The following is a 17,503-nucleotide window of genomic DNA, read 5'->3' on the forward strand; positions in this document are numbered from 1 at the left end:
CCCTGCCATGCGATTGGATCCAATCACAAGACTCTTCTCGACATCGGGCGTGGAAAGTGTCACGATGAAGCAACTTTGGATCCAAAGGAGGAAGACCGTGACACTGCCCGGCCTTGTGCGCCTCGATCACATCGGATTCACGGTGCCGGACCTGGACCAGGCTCATGCGTGGCTCGTGGACGTCCTGGGCTGTGAGTACCTGTACTCGCTCGGCCCGTTCGGCTCGGCGGGCGACTGGATGCCGCAGCACCTGAACGTGGACGCGCGCACGGTCATGCGTCAACTGCGCTTCTACCGGTGCGGTGAGCAGGCGGTGTTCGAGGTCTTCGAGTACCAGGCGGACGAGCAGCGGACGGTGGTCCCGCGCAACAGCGACGTCGGCGGTCACCATGTCGCGCTGTATGTCGAGGACCTGGACGACGCCGTGTCGTTCCTGAGGGCGAGGGGCGTTCCGGTGCTGGGGGACCCGACCGTCAGTGCCGGGCCGTCACAGGGGCAGCGGTGGGTCTACTTCCTCTCACCTTGGGGAATGCAGTTCGAGCTGGTGTCCTATCCTGGCGGTAAGGCCTACGACCGCGACCCGTCAGAGTTCAGAGGTGACCGCTCTTGAGTCCTGCGCACGCTCGCGATCCGCGCGGGTCGGACAGTGTCAGGAGTCAGCGCATCGCCGGCATCCTCCGTGACGAGATCCTCGCCGGCGATCTGTCGCCGGGCACATGGCTGCGCCAGGACGAACTCGCGGCGCGCCTCGGCGCGAGCCGCATCCCGGTCCGTGAAGCGCTGCGGATCCTGGAGTCCGAGGGCCTCACCGAGTCGTTCCCCAACCGTGGGGCGCGGATTCCCGTGCTCAGTCTCGACGACGTGAACACGTACTACCGGATGCGCGAGCGGCTCGAGCCGCTGACACTGACCGAGAGCCTCTCCCGTCTCACCGATGATCACCTCGCCCGTCTGGAGCGCATCCAGGAGGAGATCGAGAGCCAGAGTGATGTCAATCGGTTCCTTCTCCTGGACCGCGACTTCCACATGACGAGCTATTCGGCTTGCCCCAGCGGTCACCTGCTGGCCACGACGGAGCGGCTCTGGAACGCCACGCAGCACTATCGCCGTGCGTTCATGGTTCTCGCGGACCCCGACCGGGCGACGATCGTCAACGCCGAACACCGGCTGATCCTCGACGCCGTGCGGCGCCGCGACCCTGAGGACTGCGAGCGGTATCTCGCGGGGCACATCCGCCGCACCCGGGTCGAACTCACGGCCCACCCCGAGCTCTTCGTCGACAGCGATGACGCGGGCGCGAAGCCGGGAACCGTCTGAGCGGTTCGGATCTCCCACGTGTCGCACACGGTTTCTCGGATGACATGCGCACGCGACATGTATCCAACCCGACGTTCATGAGCGGCAGTTGCCTCACACTTTCCCTGGTGTAGCCCTCTTGTGAAGCCTACGATGGATCCAATCTTCGTTCATTGAATGTCCGCGTCAGGAGGAGAGCTCCGTGCCCATCGCTACCGTCAACCCCGCCACCGGTGAACTCGTCGAAGAGTTCGCCTCACTCACGAAGGAACAGGTCGACGAGCGCCTGACGCGAGCGCAGGCCGCGGCCGCGACGCTCCGGGCAACCGACTTCGACACGCGCGCCCGGTGGATGCGGGCGGCCGCGAACCTGGTCGAGGCCGAGGCCGCCCCGACGGCGCGCATGCTCACGACCGAGATGGGCAAGCCGATCGCCCAGGCCCGCACCGAGGTCCTCAAGTGCGCACACGCGATGCGGTTCTACGCCGACAACGCCGAGTCCCTGTTGGCCGACCAGCCACTCGCCGACCCGAGCACGGTCAACGCCTCGGCCGCCTACACCTCGTACGAGCCTCTCGGCGTCGTTCTGGCCGTGATGCCGTGGAACTACCCGATGTGGCAGGTGATCCGCTTCGCCGCGCCCGCGCTGATGGCCGGCAACGTCGGCCTGCTCAAGCACGCGTCGAACGTGCCGCAGTCCGCGCTGTACCTCGACACGCTCTTCGAACGGGCGGGCTTCCCCGCCGGGTCGTTCCAGTCGCTCCTCATCGGAGCGACCGACGTCGAAGCAGTCCTGCGAGACCGGCGCGTCGCCGCCGTGACGCTGACCGGTTCCGAGCCGGCCGGGCGGTCGATCGCCGCTGTCGCGGGCTCCGAGGTGAAGAAGGTCGTACTGGAGCTGGGCGGGTCCGACCCGTTCGTCGTGCTGCCTTCCGCCGATGTGCGCGCGGCCGCCCGCACCGCCGTGACCGCTCGTACGATCAACAACGGCCAGTCATGCATCGCGGCCAAGCGGTTCATCGTCCACACGGAGGTGTACGAGGAGTTCGTCGAGGCCTTCGTCGCGGGCACGAAGGCGCTGACCATCGGCGACCCGCTCGACGAGGAAACCGAGATCGGGCCGATCGCCACGGAGTCCGGTTGGCGCGAGCTGGGCGAACTGGTCGACGACGCCGTCGCGAAGGGTGCCGTCCTGCGGTGCGGTGGCTCCGCGGTCGGCACCGAGGGGTGGTTCTTCGAGCCGGCGGTGCTGGAGGAGGTCACCACCGAGATGCGGGTGTACCGGGAGGAGGCTTTCGGGCCGCTGGCCGTGGTTCACCGGGTCGACGACATCGAGCAGGCCGCGGCGCTCGCCAATGACACGCCCTTCGGTCTCAGTTCGTCGGTGTGGACCACCGACCCGGTCGAGGAGCGGTTCCTGATCACCCGCCTCGAAGCCGGTGCCGTCTTCGTCAACGGCATGAGCGTCTCCTACCCCGAGCTGCCTTTCGGCGGCGTGAAGGACTCCGGTATCGGGCGCGAGCTCGCCGCGGAAGGCATCCGGGAGTTCTGCAACCTCAAGACGATCTGGAAGAGCTGACGCGAACCGTCGGTTTCACCGGCCGGGCGTGATGGGCCCGCCCGTCGCCCGTCGTCCGTCGGCCCCTCGCGCACGGACCCGAGGGCGTGGGCCCGGAGCTTCCGCCGTCGCGGGCACGCCGACGTCGGCAGATCGGCTGACAACGCCCGTCTCACCGTGCGGTTCAGGCGCTCGGCGCGAGCATCGCGACGGCGGAGCGGCACGGCGGCGGCGCGGCCACGTTCGTCGGTGTCATCCGACGAGGCCGCGCTCGCCGGGTCGGCCCAGTGCCCGGGTGGTACGGCATCAGTGTGGCACCGGCCATGCCCACGGGGGTGTCGACGACGGGGCCTGCCGGGTGGCGCTTACGGTGCCCGTCAGCCCCAGCCTCTGGAGACACCGTGAAACTCGTACCGAGCGCCGGCGATGCCTGCGCCGCCCTGGCCCTGGGCCTGGTCATCCTGACCGTCACCCCCGCACAGGCCGACCCCATCAGACCCGACCGTGCCATCGCCTGCGACACCGAGGCCCTCAAGAACGCCATCAACGCCGCCAACACCGCCGGCGGCGGCACCGTCCAGCTGGCCCGCAGATGCACCTACACACTCACCACAGTGGACAACACCGGGCTCCACGGCGCGAACGGCCTCCCCGTCATCACCACCCCCATCACCCTCAGGGCCGGCAAGAACACGGTCATCGAACGCTCGGCCGCCGCACCCACGTTCCGCATCTTCGAGGTCACCGGCCCCGCGGGCGCCCTCACCCTCGACGGGACGAACCCAGGCCGCCACCCCGGCGACCGCTGGGATCCCTGGAACACCGCCGACGCGCTCCTCACCAGCGCCGACCGCGACGACCGTGACCGGGCCTGCCGCAACGGCTCGGGCCTGACCGTCCGGGGCGGCAACACCGCCGGCAGTGGAGGCGCCGTCTTCGTCGACGACGACCGCAGCCTCACCCTGCACTGCGTCACTCTCACCAACAACACCGCCGTGAACGGCGGCGCCGTCCGGAACCAGGGCACCGCCGACGTCCGCGCCAGCACTCTCAGCGAGAACTCCGCCGCAGGCGGCAACGGCGGCGCCATCAGCAGCGCGAACGGCAAGCTGAACCTCATCGCATCCAAGCTGAGCCACAACACCGCGGCCGGGGGCGGCGGCCTCTTCATCGAGGGAGCATCCGCGACGATCAGCGGGAGCGTGATCGAGCACAACACCGCCTCGGACGCCGCCGGCACCTATGTCGCAGGCGGGGAGGTGGACATCGTCAGGAGCATCATCCGGCACAACACCGCCACCAGCATCGCCGGTGGCCTGGCCGCCACCGGCGGTTCCGTACATCTTCGGCACAGCTCCGTCAGCGAGAACACCGCCACGCAGGCGGGCGGGATTCAGGACCAGAGCCAGGTGGTGGTCGACGACAGCAAGGTGAACAAGAACACCGCCGGACTCGGCGGCGGCATCGTGGTGATCCTGGGCAACATGACCATGAGCCGCAGTCAGGTCAACGAGAACCGGGCGACCACGTCCTTCGGCGCCGGCATCGTCAACGTCAACACCCTGACACTCACCGACGTCGAGGTGGCCCGCAACGTCGCCAACGCACCCGCGGGCGGCGTTCACAGCAGCGGTTCGGTCACCGTCAACGGCCAGAACCGCATCACCGACAACACCCCCACCAACTGCACGGGGAGCGCCAACCCCGTACCCGGCTGCGTCGGCTGACGACCACACCGGAAAGCCCACGCCCACATCCGTGGGCCCTCCCCAGGGCGGGGCCGGATCCCGCCCGTGCCCTGGGGAGGGTGCGGGGCATCCGCACCGCCTACAGGGCAGGGGCCTCAGGGGCGATGTTCTTGTTGAAGCGGAGCAGGTTGTGAGGGTCCCACGCGGCCTTCACCGAACGCAGCCGCTGGTGCTTGGCCTCGCTGCCGTGCACTCCGCGCCGCCACTCCTCGCCCAGGTCGTCGGTGAGGTTGGCGTAGCCGTTCGTCAGAGCGTGCGGCCGCATCGCCTCGGTGAGGGTCGAAGCCCACTCGTCGTACTGTGCGTCGTACTCGGGCGCGTCCCACTTGCCGATGGCCTCCCACAGCCAGGCCGCTCCCTCCCGGGAGAAGGCCATGGCGTCCTCGTCGACGTCCTCGGAGATCGCGCCGCCCATGAACGAGAGGTTGATCGTGCAGAAGGCGCCCGGGTGCGACGGCGCGGCGGCAACGTTCGCCAGCAGCACGTCGACGGCGCCGGCGGACAGTGCCGGCAGGTACCCACCCCGCAGGTTCATGCGCATGCCGTAGGGGGCGACGGCGTCGAGCATGCTGTTGGCCCGGACCCACGTGGTTCTTCCCACCAGGTCGGCAAGCGGCCGGCCGAGCGCGGCCAGCGGCTCGACGACCTCATGGGCCGTGGCGGGCTCACCGGTGTGGACCACGACGAGAACGAGCGCGGGCTTCCCGTGCACCTCCTCGGGCAGCACCGGCAGAGGCGGAGCGGGAGCGATCGCGGCGAGCAGGCCCAGTTCCCGCGGGGCTGTGGCCAGGTGTGCCGGAAGCTTGCTGAGGATGTCGGCGGCCTGGTCGAACGGGAAGATCAGCTGCCCTGCGACGACGTCGGGGCCGACCGGGTGCGCGCGGTACTCGAACGAGGTGACGACCCCGAAGTTGCCGCCCCCGCCACGCAGGGCCCAGAACAGCTCGGGATTCTCGGTCTCGTCGGCGCGGACCTTGCGGCCGTCCACGGTGATCATGTCGCAGGCCAGCAGATTGTCGACGGTGGCGCCGTGGCGGCGCATCAGAAAGCCGATGCCGCCGCCCAGGGTCAGCCCGGCGACGCCGGTGTTGCTGACCGTACCGGCGGGGACGGCCAGCCCGTGCCGCTGTGCGGCTGCGTCCATCTCGCCCAGCCTGACGCCGGGTTGGGCCCGCACCACCCGGGTCTGCGGGTCGACGGTGACCGCCCGCATCGCCGAGAGATCGACGACCAACGCGCCGGCGGGCATCGCATAGCCGTCCGAGCCGTGCCCGCCGCTGCGCACGGCCACCGGGACGGAGTGCGCGGAGGCGTAACGCAGGACGGTCGCGACGTCCTTCTCGTCGACGCACTGCGCGATCAGCGCGGGGCCCACGTCGGCGGCGCGGCCCTGGTAGAGCGCGCGCGTGGTGTCGTACCTCATGTCGCCGGGCCGCAACACCGCGCCGCGGAAGCCGGCGGGGAAGCCGGGGTGGGTGCGGGATTGTGTGGACACGCTCATGGGGGACTCCTGTGTCAGGGACGTACAAGGCGAGGCGGTTTCACGGCCGATGGCCGGCACCTGCGGCGAGGCGCGTGTCAGAGGCGAGGACCCGGAGGATGTCCTCGACGCGGTCCTTGGCGTCTCCGAAGAGCATGGCGGCGTTCTCGCGGTAGAAGAGCGGATTCTGCACGCCGGCGTACCCGGAGGCCATGGAGCGTTTGAAGACGATGACGTTCTCGGCGTTCCAGACCTGGAGGACGGGCATACCGGCGATCGGTGAGTCCGGGTCCTCGGTGGCGGCGGGGTTGACGGTGTCGTTGGCGCCGATGACGAGGACGACGGTGGTGCGGTCGAAGTCGTCGTTGATCTCGTCCATCTCCAGCACGATGTCGTAGGGGACCCTGGCCTCGGCGAGCAGGACGTTCATGTGGCCCGGCAACCGGCCCGCGACCGGGTGGATGCCGAAGCGCACGTCGACGCCTCGGTCCCTGAGTGTGCGGGTCAGCTCGGCGACGCCGTACTGGGCCTGGGCCACGGCCATGCCGTATCCGGGGGTGATGATCACCGAGTCGGCCGACCCGAGGAGCTCGGCGACGCCCTCGGCGGTGATCTCGCGGTGCTCGCCGTAGTCCTTGTCCTCGGCCGGGCCGGCCTCGATGCCGAACCCGCCGGCGATCACGGAGATGAAGGAACGGTTCATCGCCTTGCACATGACGGAGGACAGATAGGCACCCGAGGAGCCGACCAGGGCGCCGGTGATGATCAGCAGGTCGTTCTCCAGCAGGAATCCGGACGCCGCGGCCGCCCAGCCGGAGTAGGAGTTCAGCATCGAGACCACGACCGGCATGTCACCGCCGCCGATCGAGGCGACCAGATGCCAGCCCAGTGCCAGCGCGACCGTCGTGACCGTGATCAGCAGCCACAGCGCCGGGTCGACGACGAACCACGTGGTCAGCACCGCGAACGCCGCCAGGGCACCGAGGTTGAGGTGGTTCCTGCCGGGCAGCATCAGCGGGGCGGACCTGATCCGTCCCGAGAGCTTGAGGAACGCCACGATCGAACCGGTGAAGGTGACCGCGCCGATGAAGACGCCGATGAACACCTCGGCGGAATGGATCCCGAGCATCTCCCGGACCTCGAGCACCTTGGCCTCGGCACTGACCGTGCCGTTCAGGGTGGCCTCCACGTGGAGGTAGCCGTTCCAGCCCACGAGCACCGCGGCCAGACCCACGAAGGAGTGCAGGAGGGCGATCAGTTCGGGCATGCCGGTCATCTCCACCACCCGCGCCCGCCACAGGCCGATCGCGGCACCGACCGCCATGAAGCCGATCATCAATGCCAGACCGACTCCGGAGATGTCATGGTGGATCGCCAGCGCGATCGTCGCGGCCAGGGCCAGACCCATACCACTGATGCCGTAGGCCTTGCCGGCCTTGGCGGTCTCGTGGCGGGACAAGCCGGCCAGCGACAGGATGAAGAGCAGTGCGGCGACGATGTAGCCGGCCGCAGCGGCTGTTTCGACAGCCATCAGATCAGACATGACGGACCCTCTCAGCTTCTCGAGAACATGGAGAGCATCCGACGGGTCACCGCGAAGCCGCCGACGATGTTGACCGAGGCCAGCAGGATCGCGATCGCCGAAAGCACCGTGACCACGTTGCCGTTCGGGCTCGCGCCGTGCCCGATCTGCAGCACGGCGCCGACGACGATGATTCCCGAGATCGCGTTGGTCACGCTCATCAGAGGCGTGTGCAGGGCATGATGCACCTGCCCGATCACGTAGTAGCCGATCACGATCGCCAACGCGAAGACCGTCAGGTGTCCCAGCAGCGCCGCCGGGGCCAGGGCCGTCAGCAGGAACAGCACAGAGGCGCCGAGCCCGACCATCGTGAACCGCCGCCGGGTCGACACCGGTGCCTCGGCCTTGGAGCCGACCGGCTTCACCTCAGGTGATGCGAGGGCGGGAGCGGCTGCCGCAGTTGCGGAGACCTGCACGGGTGGCGGTGGCCAGGTCGACTCGCCGTCGCGGACCACGGTCATCGACCGCTGCACCACGTCGTCGAAGTCCAGTACCAGCAGGCCGTCCTTGCCCGGGGTCATCAGCTTGATCAGGTTGACCAGGTTGGTGCCGTACAGCTGGGACGCCTGCGCCGGCAATCGACCGGGCAGGTCGGTGTAGCCGATGATCGTCACACCGTTGGCCGTGACCACGGCCTCGTCCCTGACCGTGCCCTCGACGTTGCCGCCGTTCGCGGCGGCCAGGTCCACGATCACGCTGCCCGATCTCATCGACGCCACCATCTCGGCGGTGATCAGTGTCGGCGCCGGCCTGCCCGGGATCAGCGCGGTCGTGATCACGATGTCCGTCTCCGTGATCCGGTCCCTGTACAACCGGGCCGCGCGGGCGTTGTAGTCCTGCGACATCTCCTTGGCGTAACCCGTCACCGACATGGCCACCTCGTCGGCATCCCCGGCCTCGACCGAGAGGTACTCGCCGCCCAGCGACCTGACCTGGTCGGCGACCTCCGGCCGCGGATCGGTGGCGTACACTACGGCACCAAGGCTGCCCGCCGCACCGATCGCGGCCAGACCCGCCACCCCCGCACCACAGACCAGCACCTTGGCCGGCGGCACCTTGCCCGCGGCGGTCACCTGACCGGTGAAGAACCGGCCGAAGGCATGAGCGGCCTCCACCACCGCGCGGTAGCCCGCGATGTTCGCCATCGACGACAGCACGTCCAACGACTGCGCCCGCGAGATACGGGGCACCGCGTCCATCGCGAGCGCCGTGATCGGCCGCTGCGCCAGGTCCTCGACCAGCGCGGGGTTCCACGCCGGGCTCATGATGCCCAGGACCGTCGAACCCGGCTTCAGCCCGTCCAACTGCTCCGGCGAGAGAGCGTTCACGCAGAGCACGATGTCCGCCGCCAGCGGGTCACCGGCCCTCGCGCCGGCCCCGACGTACGCCTCGTCCGGGAAGCTCGACAACGCTCCGGCACCCGGCTCCACCACGACGTCGTACCCCAGCTTCACCAGCTGGACCACCGTGGCGGGAGTCGCGGCAACGCGCGTCTCGCCACGGCGGGCTTCGCTCACGATTCCGATCAGCATTCCCCACACTCCAGGATGTCGATGTTCCCGAGCATTCGGCGGATGCCCATGTGGGCACACCGGGAGCGCCATCCAAGGCGACTGCGGCATTGGATGGCGCCTGTCCGGGAGTCTGCGATCAGGCGACGGGCTTCGACAGCCCGCCGTCGACGCGCAGCACCTGACCGGTCACGTAGGAGGCGTCGTCGGACGCCAGGAACGCCGCGGCGGCGGCGACCTCGGCGGGCTCGGCCCAGCGGCCGAGGCGGATGCCGAGCCCCTGAACCATGCCGGCCCGGACCTCCTCAGCGCTCTTGCCCTGCTGCTTGCCCATGGCCTCGGTCTTGGTGAGCCAGCCCTCGGTCGTCGTCATTCCGGGGGAGATCGCGTTGACCCGGATGTTGCTGGGAGCCGCCTCGGCCGCCAGATAGCTCGTGAGCGCGACCGCGCCCGCGTTCACGATCGCCGTGGCACCGGTGTTGGGAATCAGCGCGTGCGCGGTCGCGCCGACGACGTTGACGATGCTGCCGCTGCCGGTCCGGCTGAGGAGAGGCAGAGCGGCCTGCGAGACGCGAAGGTAGCCGATCAGCTTCGTGTCGAAGGCGGAAGCGATGTTCTTCTCGTCGACCTTCTCGAGCGGCGAGGGCGTGAGCTGCGGCCCCGCGTTGTTCACGAGGATGTCGAGGACGCCGTGCCAGGCGTGCACCTCTGCCAGAGCGCCGTTGACGGAATCCGCGTCGGTGACGTCCGCGACGACGGGCAGCACGTTCTCCGCCGCGGATCCCTCGGTGAGACGACCGGCCGCGGCCTTGACCGCCGCCTCGTCCCGGGCCGCGATCGCCACCTTGGCACCACGCTCGAGCAGCGCCTGTGCGATGGCGAAACCCATGCCTCGACTACCACCGGTCACGAAGGCCGTGCGGCCCTCCAAGTTCCAACCTGCAGCCATGTTCGGCCCCTCCAGTCAGCGGTCAATTGCTTGCTGCCGAGTGGATCCGACGGGCTGAGGCCCTGCAAGCGCGGTTAACGGAGCGTTCACACCTGCGCGGTCGGGCCACCGCGCACCTTCCCGAGGGCTAACGGTGGGAGGCGCACACTGGCCTGCGCTCAGCCTGTTCCGAGGGTGAAGGAGGGGTGGGTGATGGAGGTCTGCTGCCTCGAGGCATCCCACGGGCGACGTGACACGAACGATGGTGGTGTGAGGCCGGAGCGTTGAGGGACACCATGAGCCGGCTCGAGCAGGACCCGAGAACGCAGACTCCTCCCGTCGCCTGGAGCGTGGCGCTGCGCGGTGCCGTACGGGGCAGGTCACTGACGCAGACGATCGTGGCCGCTCTGGCGGTCGGGTCGATTCTGTTCATGGTCAACCTGTACGCGCAGGTCCGGGACGGCCCGTTCACCTGGGTGCTCGCCTCGCGCGTCGCCCTGACCTTCCTGGTGCCGTGGCTCAACGCGACGATGGGGATCGCGATCGGCCTGCGGAAGTCCGGTGCTTCACCACGCCGCCGGACCTCGCCCGCAGACACGGCCACTCCCTGAGGTCTCCGGCGGATCGTGCCGGGCTCACGCCGCCCCGCAGCCCGCTGAGCCTGCCGCCTCATCCGCAACCCGAGCTCTGCCGCTTCCAGGCAGGATCCGTCGAAAGGTGATTCTCATGTCGCTGGTGCCGATCCTCACTGCCGATCAGTTCTCATCGGCCGACCAACCCGCTGTCGCACAGGGGGTGAAGACCTACGGCGAAGTCCTGAACACCTGGGGGGCCATCGGCAACAGTCCCGGCCTGCTCGCCACGTACCTCCCCTTCCTCGGGCGGCTCAACGGCCCGGGCGCGTTGGACGGGCGCGTGAAGGACCTGGTCGCCGTACGCATCGCCGTGCTCAACCACTGCCGCTACACAGCGAGTCACCGCTGCACGTCGGCGCTGGCCAAGGGCGTTGAGGTCGACGAGCTCGCGGCCGTTGCCACCGGCACGCTCGAAGGCTTCACCGAGCAGGAGCAGCTGGCATTCCGGTTGGCGGAGGAGATGACGGTCGCCCTTCCGACCGTCCCCGCGGGCAAGGGCCTCACCGGTGTCTCGGCGAGCGTCCGCGACGACGTGCAGCGGGTGTTCGACGCGGCACAGCTGACCGAGCTGGTCATGTGCATCAGCATGTGGAACGCCTTGTCGCGCTTCCACCGGGTCATGGCCGTCGAGCTGGACATGCCGGCGCCGCCCGCACCGGTGGATGCCCAGATCTGAGACTCGCCGCAGGACGATGAGGCCGGCCGGACAGGAGTCCGGCCGGCCTCACGCCGTGCCCGGACGGGAAACGCCGCGATTAACACCCCACTAACATCTCGTGGCTAACGTCGGTGGAACCAACGGCTGAACGAGTCCCCACTTCGGGGCAGGATGCGCTTTCGAAGATTCCGATCGGGCATTTTGAACGGTCAGTGGATCACGACACTGATTTCCCAGCTTCTAACGCCTCGAGAGTAAGTTCATGAACGGGTTAACGGCAGCTTCCCAGTGATGTTCTATCGATGTTCTATCGATGGGGAATTGGCCGGCGATCCGGACTGGAAAGTGCGTGCACGACGGTACCTGGGTGAAGTGGAGAGGTGGCACTTGATGCGAACTGGCGAGCAGTACCTGGAGTCTCTCAGGGACGGGCGCGTTGTCTGGGTCGGAGGTGAACGGATCGACGACGTCACGACCCACCCGCTGACCAGGGCGCAGGCCAAGCGTATGGCGAAGTTCTACGACCTGCACCACCTGCCCGAGATGCAGGACGTCATGACCTTCGTCGATGACGACGGGGTGCGTCGTTCGATGATGTGGTTCAAGCACGGGGACGCCGAGGGGCTGCGGCGCAAGCGCGTGTACCTGGAGACCGTGGTCAGGGAGCTCGACGGCGGATCGTCCGGCCGGACCCCGTGCGCGAACAACTACGGCCTGGTCACCTACGAAGAGGACCCGCAGCCGTGGAGCGACCAGTCCGTGGGCACGGGCGGGCGTGACCTGACCGTGGGCATCCGGAAGTTCCTGGAGCTGGTGAAGGAGGGCGACCTCAACTGCGCCTTCGCCTTCATCGACCCCCAGATCGACCGGTCCAGGCAGCACGCGGCCAAGACCGCGCTGCGTGTCGTTGAGACGCGCGACGACGGCATCGTGGTCAACGGTGTCAAGGCCGTGAGCACCGGAACGCCGTTCGCCGACTACATTCACATCGGCGTCTTCTACCGCCCGGGAATCGAGAGCGAACAGGTCATCTACGGCGCCTGCCCGGCCAATGATCCGGGCGTCACGATAGTTTCCCGTGAAGCGACGGTGCGTGACGACCCCGACAACCACCCGATCGCTTCGGCCGGCGACGAGCTCGAATGCACCGTCATCTTCGACAACGTGTTCATTCCGTGGGATCTCGTATTCCACGTCGGAAGTCCCGAGCACGCTTCGCTGTACCCGCAGCGCATCTTCGACTGGGTGCACTACGAGGCGCTCATCCGGACGATGGTCCGGGCCGAGCTCATGGCCGGCCTCGCGATGCTGATGACCGAGCACCTGGGCACCTACCAGCTGCCGCCGGTCCAGGCGCGCCTGGCGCGTCTCGTCGAGTTCTACCAGACGCTGCGGGCCCACGTGATCGCGTCCGAGACGGAAGGATTCATCTCGCCGTCGGGGCTCTACAAGCCGAACGTCCTGCTCTTCGACTTCGGCCGCTCGTACTACCTGGAGAGGTACGCGGAGATGAGGAACGAGGTGATCGACCTCGCCGGTCGTGCCTCGCTGCTGTTCCCCACCGAGGAGCAGTGGAACAACCCCGAGCTCCATGACTGGCTCGCACCACTGCAGGCGGGTGCGATCGGCGAGCCCTACGACCGCCTGCGCATCTCGCGCGTCATCCGTGACCTCTTCCTGTCCGACTTCGGCGACCGGATCAGCACGTTCGAGCAGTTCAACGGGACTCCGATGCTCGCCACCCGGATGCTCACGATGAAGCGCTCGGAGCTGTCACCCACCGGCCCGCTCACCGAACTCGCCCGGAAGATCTGCGGCCTTCAGAAGCCCGAGGCTCCCGAGGTGACGGCCTACACCGAACAGGCCGAATACGCCCGCCGCCTCGACGGCGTGCGGCTCGAGGGCTCACGGGTCCGCTGAGCCGGCGACCGAGCAGGGGCGGTCCGCGGCCGGTGCCGGCCGCGGACCGCCGTCCTCGGCATTCCCCTGGGCAGGGGCCCGATGAGGGAAATCAGCGACTGGGCGATGCCGGCCCGGGCTCCTTCGCGTATGGACGGAGAGGTTGACATGGCTTACTACATCGCACGTGTGGCGGATCGGAAGTTCTTCGACGTCGAGGGCGTGCCCGGTCTTCGGCAGGCGCTCCTGGTCGGGCACGAGCAGGGTGCCGCGCACTTGGAGGTGAGCTTGTACGAGCTGGCTCCCGGCGCGACGACGGGCTGGGCCCGCTGCCCGTTCGAGGAGTCGTGGTTCATCACGGGCGGGAACGGCGAAGCCGCCGTTGCCGGTCTGCGCTACGAACTGGGTTCCGGCGACTACGGTGTGGCGCCCGTGGGCCTCGCCCATGCGCTGTCGGCGGGTGATGAAGGGCTGACGTGGCTCGGCGTACGCGCACCGAAGCCGCCGACGTTCGAGGGTGCCCGTAACAGCATCGCCGCCAAGCCCGCCGCGGGTGAGAACCTCGGCCGTCCGTCGGAGACGGATCCCCGGCACCGCTTCGTCGGGCACTTCGAGGACTCGGACATGGCCCCGTACGCCCAGCTGTCGATGCCCGGTTACCACGGCCCCAACGTCAAGAACATCAGCCTCAGGATGATGGTCGACCAGCTCCTGGGGGCACAGCATCACACGGTCTTCGTGTGCGAGATCGCGCCGAAGTCCGGCCCTGGCCAGGCGGCGAAGGTCCACTACCACCCGTTCGAGGAGATCTACTACTTCACCTCCGGCGGGATGCGAGGCACACTCGACGGCAACGACGAGATCGTCGAGACAGGTGATCTGGTGTGGGCGGGCACCAACGGCACGCACGGGTTCGTCAACGAACGAGATGAGCCCGCGCGCTGGATCGAGGTGCAGTCGCCGATTCCTCCCACTTCGGACGGGTTCTTCTTCCCGGACGACTGGCGTAAGCTCCCCGAGGAGCACTGAGGTTCACGGAGGCGTGACGATCGATGGGTGACTCCGAACCCGATCGACCAAGCGGCTCGAAGGCGCCGGGTCGACAGCATCGCGTCATCATCAGGCGGAAGCTGGCCATGCCGGAGCCGGCGAAGGACATCGTCGTTCGCGAGAGGCTCAGTCAGCGGTTGAGGGGGTTGCTCGACCGTCACACCGTGGTGAACGTCTTCGCGACAGCCGGGGCCGGCAAGACGACGGCGGTGGCCCTGGCTGTCCGCGACCTCGACAGGCCTGTCGCCTGGCTGTCGCTCGACGGTACGGAGCAGGCGGCGGGGCGCCTGCTCGTCTACCTCGAGGCGGCTGTCGAGGGCGTCGTCCCCGGCGCGGCCGACGTGGCGTCCGATGCCCTGAGCAGCAGTCTTCACATCGGTGAGGCGGCCGGACTGCTGGCGGAGAGCCTCCAGGGGAGCCGGCTCGTCCTCGTGTGCGACAACGTGGAACGCATCGCCCCCGACGACGCCTGCGTCTCGGTGCTGTCGTCCTTCGCCCGCTACCTGCCGTCCGATGTGAACCTGGTCCTCGTCTCACGCGTTGACGTCCGCCTCGACACGGGCTCGACGAGCGAGCGTGACCGGGTGGGTGAGCTGGTCGAGAGCGACCTCTCCTTCGACGCCCAGGAAGCCGCCGCCGCGCTGCGAACCGTCGGCCACGTCGACGTGCACCCGGCTCAGGCGGTGGCGGCGACGGGGGGCTGGGTCACCGGGGTCCTGTTCGAGGGCTGGCGCCATACACAGTCCCGCGGGCTGGATCCCGACCTGCTGCGGTCCTATGTCGCGGCGAACGTCTTCAACTCGCTCACCCTGACCGAGAGAACGTTCCTCCTGCACACCAGTCTGCTGGGGGAGGTCTCGGTCGAAGGGGCCCGGGCCCTGGGCCAGGAGAACGCCGCGCAGGTCATGGCGGGCCTGCGTGCGCGGCATCTTCCGGTGACGTGGTCCCCGGACGGTTCTCGCATGACACCGCACCCGGTGTTCCGCGACTTCCTGCTCGAGGCCCTGGAGCGGGAGGACGTCACGACGCTCGCCGCGGTTCGTCGCAGGCACGCGGAGGTCCTGATCGCCGGCGGCGCGCACGAGGAAGCCGTCGACGAGTTGCTCCGGCTCGGGGACCTGGAGGCGGCAGGTCGGCTGGCCGCCGCGGCCCTGCCCAGCCTCGTCGCGCGGATGGACTTCGCACCGGCGGCACGGTGGCTCGACGCGCTGGGAGCGTCGGTGCGGACCCTGACCCCGGAGATGGGCGGGGTCATCCTGCGGGTCGCTTTCGCACTCGAACAATGCGATCGCGGAGTGAAGCTCGTCGACCGCCATGGACTCGACTGGCTTCCGGCGCCGAGTACCCCCGACTGCGAGGAGGCCCGCGTCCTGGCCTGTTGGTGCCTCTGGCACTCCGGGAGGATCGAGGAGGCGCGATCCGTCGCCGATCAGCTGCCTGCGGGCCGCAACCGGCTCATCGCGCACACGTTGATCGCCCTGGCCACAGGTGAGGAGCCGCCACCGATCCCCGAGTTCTCGGCCACGCCGTCCGGCCCGCTCGACGGGTTGCTGATGCGGCTCGCCTTCCTGCGCGGCCGCCTCGACGGACTCGACGACCCGGGGTCGTTCGATCCGTGGCGCACGATACTCGGCGGCCCCTGGGTCGTTGCCGCGCTGCGCGTCACCGGGCGGCTCGACGCCGCCATGTCGATGTTCGAGCCTCGCCGTGGCTCGTCGCAGCCGGTCTGGCTGCATGCCGTCGACGCCGTCGATCTCATGCTCGACCTCGGCCGCGGAGAGGAGGCCCATGCGTCCATCGAGCGCGGGAGGGAGCTCATCGCGTCGACCGGCTCGAAGGTGTACCGGAACCTGAGCCTGCTCGTCGAGGCCAAGCTGTGCCTGCGCCTCGAGGGCGATGCACAACGGGCCGACCGCGTACTGGCGGAGGCGACCGCCAACGGGGCCTCGGAGTACATGCTGACACGGGAGATGTGGCAGATGTGGTCGGGTCTGTCGATGCTCCTGCAGAACCGGGACGCCGAGGGCCACGAGCATCTCTCGGAATGCCTCCGGAGCATGCAGAAGGGAGACCGTCATCTCGAGCTCCCGACGGCTGCCGTCTACCTTTCCGAGGCGCAATGGCGGCTCGGCCTCGAAGAGGAGTCCGACGCCACCGCCGAACTCGCGATGGCCGCTGCCTCGACCCATGGCACACAGCACCTGCTGCTGACGGCCCTGGCGGACGTGCCCTCGGTCGCCGCCAGAGCCGCGGACACCAAGTCCAGCCGCATGTCGCCCTGGCACGAGATCCTCGCCGCCCTCTCGGGCCAGCATCCGATACGCGTGAACGTGAGCACGCCCCGACTCGTGCTCGAGGAGTTCGGCGAGCCGGTCCTCACGGTCGACGGACACGTGACTCAGCCCCGGCTGACGAAGAGTCTCGAACTCCTCAGCTATCTGCTGTGGACACCCGACCGCAGAGCCACCCGCGAAGAGCTTCTCGGGGCGCTCTTCGGCGGCCGCAACGACGCCGCCGGCCGCAGCTATCTCCGGCAGGCGCTGTACCGGCTGCGCGAGGCACTTCCCGAGGGACTGGGCCCGGCACAGGACGGCGATGTCTTTCACATGGCAGGCCCCGCGTTGGCCATGGGGTCGGCACAACGGGCGGTCGACCTCGTCGCCCAGGCCGGGAGACAGGACGGAGAGATCCGTCTCCAGACGCTGTCGCGCGCCCTCGGCAGTGCTGAGAGGGGGCCCTACCTCGCGACGATCTCAGGTGAGTGGGTCACCGAGCGCCGCCTCGTCCTGACCGAGACCTTCGTGTCGGCGCGGATCGACGCGGCCAAGCTCGCCTATCGGATGAACCGCTATCGCGAGGCGAAGGGGCTGGTCGACGGCGTGCTTCGCGAGGATCCCTACCGCGAACAGGCCTGGCAGCTCGCCATCAGGCTTGCGCATGCCAGCGGCAGCGACGACGGCGTGCTGGCGCTCTACCAGCAGTACGTCGCGCGGATGCGGGACCTCGGGGTGCCGCCGTCCGACGAGGTCCGCCGGCTCGTCATGCAGCTGCGCCGATGAGGCCGGCCGATTTCGCCTCGGTAAACACACGGCGAGTCACACTCGAGCACCGGGTTGCAGGAAATGCTCAGCCGTCTCGTTACAGGCAACGGAGGGCAA

Annotated in this window: 13 protein-coding genes; 9 read left to right on the forward strand and 4 right to left on the reverse strand. The window is 68.7% G+C overall.

Going from position 1 to position 17,503, the window contains the following annotated elements:
- The first annotated feature begins 97 nt into the window (after positions 1–97).
- From ACIQMR_RS10210 to ACIQMR_RS10225, 4 genes are all read left to right on the forward strand, one after another.
- Entirely contained in the window at positions 98–610 is a 513-nt protein-coding gene (locus ACIQMR_RS10210) for a VOC family protein (protein WP_401384964.1), read from the forward strand.
- Positions 607–1,317 (forward strand): GntR family transcriptional regulator, encoded by a 711-nt coding sequence (locus ACIQMR_RS10215; RefSeq protein WP_401384965.1) that lies wholly within the window; start codon positions 607–609, stop codon positions 1,315–1,317. Before ACIQMR_RS10210 ends, ACIQMR_RS10215 begins: the two co-directional genes overlap by 4 nt.
- Positions 1,318–1,498: 181 nt before the next feature.
- The gene (locus ACIQMR_RS10220; protein WP_401384966.1) at positions 1,499–2,875 is read left to right on the forward strand and encodes an NADP-dependent succinic semialdehyde dehydrogenase; all 1,377 of its coding nucleotides are present in this window, start codon (positions 1,499–1,501) and stop codon (positions 2,873–2,875) included.
- A gap of 380 nt (positions 2,876–3,255) precedes the next feature.
- Entirely contained in the window at positions 3,256–4,581 is a 1,326-nt protein-coding gene (locus ACIQMR_RS10225; RefSeq protein ID WP_401384967.1) for a hypothetical protein, read from the forward strand.
- A gap of 100 nt (positions 4,582–4,681) precedes the next feature.
- Here ACIQMR_RS10225 and ACIQMR_RS10230 read toward each other — a convergent pair whose 3' ends face one another.
- The 4 genes from ACIQMR_RS10230 to ACIQMR_RS10245 form a co-directional block, all read right to left on the reverse strand.
- Positions 4,682–6,103: an FAD-binding oxidoreductase gene (locus tag ACIQMR_RS10230; protein ID WP_401384968.1), complete on the reverse strand. Its 1,422-nt coding sequence runs from the start codon at positions 6,101–6,103 to the stop codon at positions 4,682–4,684.
- 40 nt (positions 6,104–6,143) lie between these two features.
- A complete protein-coding gene (gene pntB / locus ACIQMR_RS10235; RefSeq protein ID WP_401384969.1) occupies positions 6,144–7,613 on the reverse strand; it encodes a Re/Si-specific NAD(P)(+) transhydrogenase subunit beta in 1,470 nt (489 codons plus the stop codon).
- A gap of 23 nt (positions 7,614–7,636) precedes the next feature.
- Entirely contained in the window at positions 7,637–9,196 is a 1,560-nt protein-coding gene (locus tag ACIQMR_RS10240) for a Re/Si-specific NAD(P)(+) transhydrogenase subunit alpha (RefSeq protein WP_401384970.1), read from the reverse strand.
- 118 nt (positions 9,197–9,314) lie between these two features.
- Positions 9,315–10,124: an SDR family NAD(P)-dependent oxidoreductase gene (locus ACIQMR_RS10245; RefSeq protein WP_401384971.1), complete on the reverse strand. Its 810-nt coding sequence runs from the start codon at positions 10,122–10,124 to the stop codon at positions 9,315–9,317.
- A 275-nt stretch (positions 10,125–10,399) separates the two neighbouring features.
- On the opposite strand from ACIQMR_RS10245, the gene ACIQMR_RS10250 reads away from it, so the two are divergent.
- From ACIQMR_RS10250 to ACIQMR_RS10270, 5 genes are all read left to right on the forward strand, one after another.
- Positions 10,400–10,714, forward strand: a complete 315-nt coding sequence (locus ACIQMR_RS10250) for a hypothetical protein (protein ID WP_401384972.1) — start codon at positions 10,400–10,402, stop codon at positions 10,712–10,714.
- Between the two features lie 115 nt (positions 10,715–10,829).
- On the forward strand, positions 10,830–11,414 hold the full coding sequence (locus ACIQMR_RS10255; protein WP_401384973.1) for a carboxymuconolactone decarboxylase family protein: 585 nt from the start codon (positions 10,830–10,832) through the stop codon (positions 11,412–11,414).
- Positions 11,415–11,786: 372 nt separating this feature from the next.
- Complete coding sequence (locus ACIQMR_RS10260) at positions 11,787–13,316, forward strand: 4-hydroxyphenylacetate 3-hydroxylase N-terminal domain-containing protein (protein WP_401384974.1); 1,530 nt, start codon at positions 11,787–11,789, stop codon at positions 13,314–13,316.
- 147 nt (positions 13,317–13,463) lie between these two features.
- Complete coding sequence (locus ACIQMR_RS10265; RefSeq protein ID WP_401384975.1) at positions 13,464–14,324, forward strand: cupin domain-containing protein; 861 nt, start codon at positions 13,464–13,466, stop codon at positions 14,322–14,324.
- A gap of 185 nt (positions 14,325–14,509) precedes the next feature.
- Entirely contained in the window at positions 14,510–17,404 is a 2,895-nt protein-coding gene (locus ACIQMR_RS10270) for a BTAD domain-containing putative transcriptional regulator (protein WP_401384976.1), read from the forward strand.
- Positions 17,405–17,503: the final 99 nt, after the last annotated feature.

Source organism: Streptomyces sp. NPDC091376 (assembly GCF_044757085.1).
Taxonomy (GTDB): domain Bacteria; phylum Actinomycetota; class Actinomycetes; order Streptomycetales; family Streptomycetaceae; genus Streptomyces; species Streptomyces pratisoli.

Coding starts and splice junctions, on each gene's coding strand:
- ACIQMR_RS10230 (WP_401384968.1), bottom strand. CDS start 6,103: ATGAGCGTGTCCACACAATCCCGCACCCACCCCGGCTTCCCCGCCGGC.
- pntB (WP_401384969.1), bottom strand. CDS start 7,613: ATGGCTGTCGAAACAGCCGCTGCGGCCGGCTACATCGTCGCCGCACTG.
- ACIQMR_RS10240 (WP_401384970.1), bottom strand. CDS start 9,196: ATGCTGATCGGAATCGTGAGCGAAGCCCGCCGTGGCGAGACGCGCGTT.
- ACIQMR_RS10245 (WP_401384971.1), bottom strand. CDS start 10,124: ATGGCTGCAGGTTGGAACTTGGAGGGCCGCACGGCCTTCGTGACCGGT.
- ACIQMR_RS10250 (WP_401384972.1), top strand. CDS start 10,400: ATGAGCCGGCTCGAGCAGGACCCGAGAACGCAGACTCCTCCCGTCGCC.
- ACIQMR_RS10255 (WP_401384973.1), top strand. CDS start 10,830: ATGTCGCTGGTGCCGATCCTCACTGCCGATCAGTTCTCATCGGCCGAC.
- ACIQMR_RS10260 (WP_401384974.1), top strand. CDS start 11,787: ATGCGAACTGGCGAGCAGTACCTGGAGTCTCTCAGGGACGGGCGCGTT.
- ACIQMR_RS10265 (WP_401384975.1), top strand. CDS start 13,464: ATGGCTTACTACATCGCACGTGTGGCGGATCGGAAGTTCTTCGACGTC.